This window comes from Bartonella sp. MR110HLJHH, from assembly GCF_042194225.1.
In the GTDB taxonomy this organism is placed as follows: Bacteria; Pseudomonadota; Alphaproteobacteria; order Rhizobiales; family Rhizobiaceae; genus Bartonella; species Bartonella grahamii.
Genome location: NZ_JBHIMQ010000116.1, coordinates 1 through 532, shown reverse-complemented (window position 1 = coordinate 532; position 532 = coordinate 1). Strand labels below are relative to the sequence as shown.

The following is a 532-nucleotide window of genomic DNA, read 5'->3' as shown; positions in this document are numbered from 1 at the left end:
GGGCTGTTTAAGCGCTTCTTGACACTGCGCTGTGGTATGACAGCGCCAGGACGACAAATCGGGAGATTTTCGGCTCTAAAAGTATAACACCACCCCCCCCTTCTTTGATCTTTATAGCGGAATCCTGATTGAATCATACAAGCATGAATTGTTGCCCATGCATTGTTGCTTAAATTTCTATTTTCTGGAAATACATCATAAGGAGCTGGCATTCCACATTCTAATAATGCTTTGCCTACCTCAGTAAAGTCTGCTCCAGGCTTTTCCCACATCGCCAAAGATGATGAAGGAGTTTTATTAAACTGACATCCAGCTATATTCAACAAAGTTACAACACCTAATAGTTTTAAAATTTGTTTCATTTTTTACTCCTTAAAGGGACTTGTACTAGATTGGATGAGCCATAAACATATCGACATGCTGAGCTCGCATGTCCAAGACATGTGTGGACACTGTTGGGATTTGTGAACATATTCCATGTTTCTTTCCACCAGTTACTACCATCAGGTATTGTCTCATAAGTATAGCCATT

At 40.2% G+C, this 532-nt stretch carries 1 protein-coding gene; it reads right to left on the bottom strand.

What is annotated here, in order from left to right; all coding sequences use genetic code 11:
• A partial coding sequence (locus tag ACFIKB_RS09670; RefSeq protein WP_375653561.1) for a hypothetical protein occupies positions 1-362 on the bottom strand: 362 nt, incomplete at its 3' end.
• Positions 363-532 lie beyond the last annotated feature (170 nt).